The organism is Pseudopedobacter sp., from assembly GCF_040392825.1.
In the GTDB taxonomy this organism is placed as follows: domain Bacteria; phylum Bacteroidota; class Bacteroidia; order Sphingobacteriales; family Sphingobacteriaceae; genus Pseudopedobacter.
Genome location: NZ_JBEBVH010000330.1, coordinates 1 through 3855 on the forward strand (window position 1 = coordinate 1; position 3855 = coordinate 3855).

Annotated in this window: 3 protein-coding genes; all 3 read left to right on the forward strand. The window is 35.8% G+C overall.

What is annotated here, in order from left to right; translation table 11 throughout:
• Window positions 1-83 precede the first annotated feature (83 nt).
• Window positions 84-1016 carry a DUF5017 domain-containing protein gene (locus tag ABWO41_RS16415; protein ID WP_353140343.1) on the forward strand — a complete coding sequence of 311 codons (933 nt, stop codon included), beginning with the start codon at window positions 84-86 and terminating at the stop codon, window positions 1014-1016.
• 15 nt (window positions 1017-1031) lie between these two features.
• On the forward strand, window positions 1032-2039 hold the full coding sequence (locus ABWO41_RS16420; RefSeq protein WP_353140345.1) for a DUF5017 domain-containing protein: 1008 nt from the start codon (window positions 1032-1034) through the stop codon (window positions 2037-2039).
• A gap of 83 nt (window positions 2040-2122) precedes the next feature.
• Window positions 2123-3855: sialidase family protein (locus tag ABWO41_RS16425; protein WP_353140347.1), on the forward strand; the 1733-nt coding region annotated here is incomplete at its 3' end.

The window sequence follows — 3855 nt, forward strand, 5'->3', positions numbered from 1 at the left end:
GTCGAGCCTAAAGATCAATGGTGGCCAATTCCATCATATGAAATGGGAGTTAACAAAAAATTAGTTCAAAATCAAGGATGGTAATGATGAAAAAGTATTTAACATATATAGGTTTGCTGCTTACAATAGTGGCATGCCAGGATCCTTATGAAGTTAAAGAACCGGTGTTCAATGTTGTAACAGAGAAAAGTGTTTATGCAGTAGGTGAAAGGATAAGATTTAGCATTGAAGGTAGTCCGGATATGATAAATTTTTATTCAGGTAGTTTTGAAAATGACTATGCCTTTCATGATAAAGATCGTGTTTATGATATAGTGCCTAAATTGAGTTTCAGGGCAGCCAAATTTGCTGGAAATAATGAAGACTGTGCCGAATTATTATATTCAACCGATTTTGATGGAAATTATGCATATGAAAATGTCAGGTCAGCAAATTGGATAAACATATCAGATAGATTTAATATTCCACCAATAGTAGGTACAGCTGCTTCTTTTACGGATGCTGGAATTGCAGATATTTCTGATCTTGCTGCGACAGGAAAGCCTATTTATTTTGCATGGTATTGTAAAACCAATGCTGAATCGTCACGGACCAGATTTCAGGTAGCAGATTTTAATGTAACTGGCGAGGTATTGGGTAATAGTGAATTGTCCGGTGTGTTGTATTCTCAGGCACAACTTAGTTTCAGGTGGGCTTTAAATGAAGCAGCAGGAATGCAAGCATCTGACTTGCCAAGTATTACCAATACGCTGATTTATTGGAATGGGATATTTAATAATACTACGGGTCCTTTGAAAGAAGGATATGCTGTCAGTGGCTCTGTTACGCTCTCAGATCAAATGAATTTGGGACTTGATAAACCACAGGTAATTAAAAGTATACAAAATGAAAATATGACAGAATACTTTTACACTTTTAATAAGCCAGGAGAGTACGAAGTTGCTTTTGTAGGATACAACGTAAACTTTAACGGAAGAAAAGAAACAGTAAAAAAAATCAAGCTAACCATTCAATAAATAAACGCGATAGTTATGAAAAATCTTATAAAAAGGTATATACCAGTACTATGTGCATTTGCTATGGTTACTGCATGTAACAAAGACCTGGAAGAAATTACTGACCTGGCTAAAATTGATGTTGATGATCCGACTACTCCGGTTCCGATGCAATTTGATGTTAGACTGGATGAAAGCAATACCTTCAAAGTGGGAGACACCACTAAATTTATTATAGAAGGTAATGCGCACATGGTAAGTTTTTATTCTGGAACTGTTGGAAATGATTACAATTACCGCGATACAGAACGCTTTTATGACGTTTTAGCAAAGCTTAGTTTCGAGTCTAACAAAACTCCTGATAATAATACGATTAGCAATATAGATTGTGCTGAGCTTTTATATACCACAACTTTTAATGGTACATATACTTATGATAATATAAAAAATACAAACTGGACACCTATAACTAATCGATTCTATTTGCAAACCGTATTACAGTCTAGTTCTTCAATATATGCAGAATCGGGTAATGTAGATATATCAGACGTTTTTGCAGAAGGAAAGCCAGTATATTTTGCCTGGCTTTGTAAGACAAAAGCTGCCACTAACAGGGTTCAGTTCAGAGTACGTAATTTTACGTTAATCGGAGAAGTAGCAGACGACAATACCTTATCCGGACAGCTTTATTCGCAAGGGCAATTTAACTTTCAATGGTATGAAAATGAAGCTTCAGCAGCTCAACCATCAAATAATAGACCTTCCGTTTCAAGTACATTGTTAACGTGGAATGGGATTTTTAATAACATGACAGGAGCATACAAAGAGGGATATGCCATAAGCGGACCAATTGAATTACCCAGATTCAATGCTGGGAAAGATAAACCTGTAATTCTTATTACGAAACAGAGTGAAAACGAATTGAAGCATAACTACATTTATAAAAAGCCTGGGAATTATGAGGTTGTTTTTGTCGCTTCTAACACAAAAGCAAACGAACAACCGGAAATTATTAAAAAACTGAATGTAACCATTGTTCCGTAGCAACTTTTAGTAACGCTAACAGGATGTCGATTTAAAACCTGTCAGTGTTTATACTTTTGTCATTTATTATACTCCAAATTATTATGAATAGGTATATACGAGTCTTAATTACATCATTTCTGCTCCTTTATAGCCATGTGGCATTTTGCCAGTTATTTAATCCATTTCCAGGAATAGTCGTTTTCGAGTCGAAAGAAAATCCTATCCGAAAGAAAATTGCTTCTCCTAGTATTGTGATTTTATCTAATGGAGATTATTTGGTCTCTCATGATTTTGATAGAGGAACAAGTATCCATGTATCAAAAAACAGAGGAAAAACATGGGCATTACTCTCAAGAGTTTCTCCTCTGATTTGGGCAAATATATTTGAACACAAAGGCGATGTCTATCTCATGGGAACAACCAGGGGGTGGGGTAACATCGTTATCTACAGATCAAAAGATAATGGGCAAACATGGTCTGTTCCTACTGATGAGCATACCGGTATGCTCGCAAAAGGGATGTTTCATACAGGCCCGGTTCCGGTTGTTAAGCATAAAGGAAAAATATGGCGAGCTTACGAAGAAGCATTTGACTCTGAAAATAGAAGAGATTTTCACGCTCTGGCAATTTGTGCAGACGAGAATGCCGATTTACTAAAAGCTTCCAGCTGGAAGCGCACAAATAGTATACGCTTTGAGGAAAAATGGTTAAATGCCAAGCGTCCGAATTGGTTAGAAGGTAACATTGTAGTCACACCAGAAGGTAGATTAATAGATTTTATGCGGTTGGAAACATGGACGGGTAAGGACGTAGATTATAAAATAAAGGGTGTTGCAGCTGGAAAACCTCGTAATGAAATAGCAGCTATGATCGATATAGATGATAGAAACCTGAAAATGGAATTTAAAAACGAGCCTCGTAATTTTGTTCATTTTCCTGGAGCTGAATCTAAATTTACCATCCGATACGACCCGGTTTCGAAGCTGTACTGGTCCATAACCAATAAAATTTCTTCCTTTAAAAATACATCTGAGACATATAATGGGAACTGGCATCAAAGAAATGTATTGGTGTTGTTGAGCTCAAAAGACTTACAGAATTGGGAGATAAGAAAAAAGATACTGCGTTATAATGAAGGGGCTCATTTGCGTACATGGGACACGTTTGGCTTCCAGTATATAGATTGGGTTTTTGATAATAAAGACATCGTTTTCGTTAGTAGAACTTCGTGGTACGGATACCGATATCATGATGCCAACATGATCACCTTTGATCGTATAAAAGATTTTAGGAATAGTGATGCAAATACAGAACCGGAAGACTTAAAAAACTATATAAAACATCCCCAATTAATTAATCTGCCTGTTGAAAAACTAGCTAATTCTAATTTTACCCTGGGAGATTTCAATTTTACGGTTCATACAGGTAAAGGACTTAAACAATCTTCTGCCGGAAAGTTTGAAATAATGAACCCTGAGAAAATTGCCAGGAATTTTACACAAACGCTGAAACTAGAAAGGTATTTTGATGTAAGTCTATCCAATGGTAATGTAAAGTCATTTTCTTTGGAAACTTTAAATTATATACCTGTTTCTGACGGAACGGATGTAAAATTAAAATGGGAATACAGCATAGATGGTAAGAAATTTCTGCCTATTACAAATTATTATATTCCAGTAGAAAATGGACCAGATAGTGTTGTTCCAGAGCCAACGCTGTTTTTGCAAGTCTATAAGGAGTTAAATAAAATAGAAGGAGAGCGGGGAGTAACATTGCGATGTCATATTATAAATATGAAGAATCAACCTGCTTATCTGAAATTGATTAACAATAT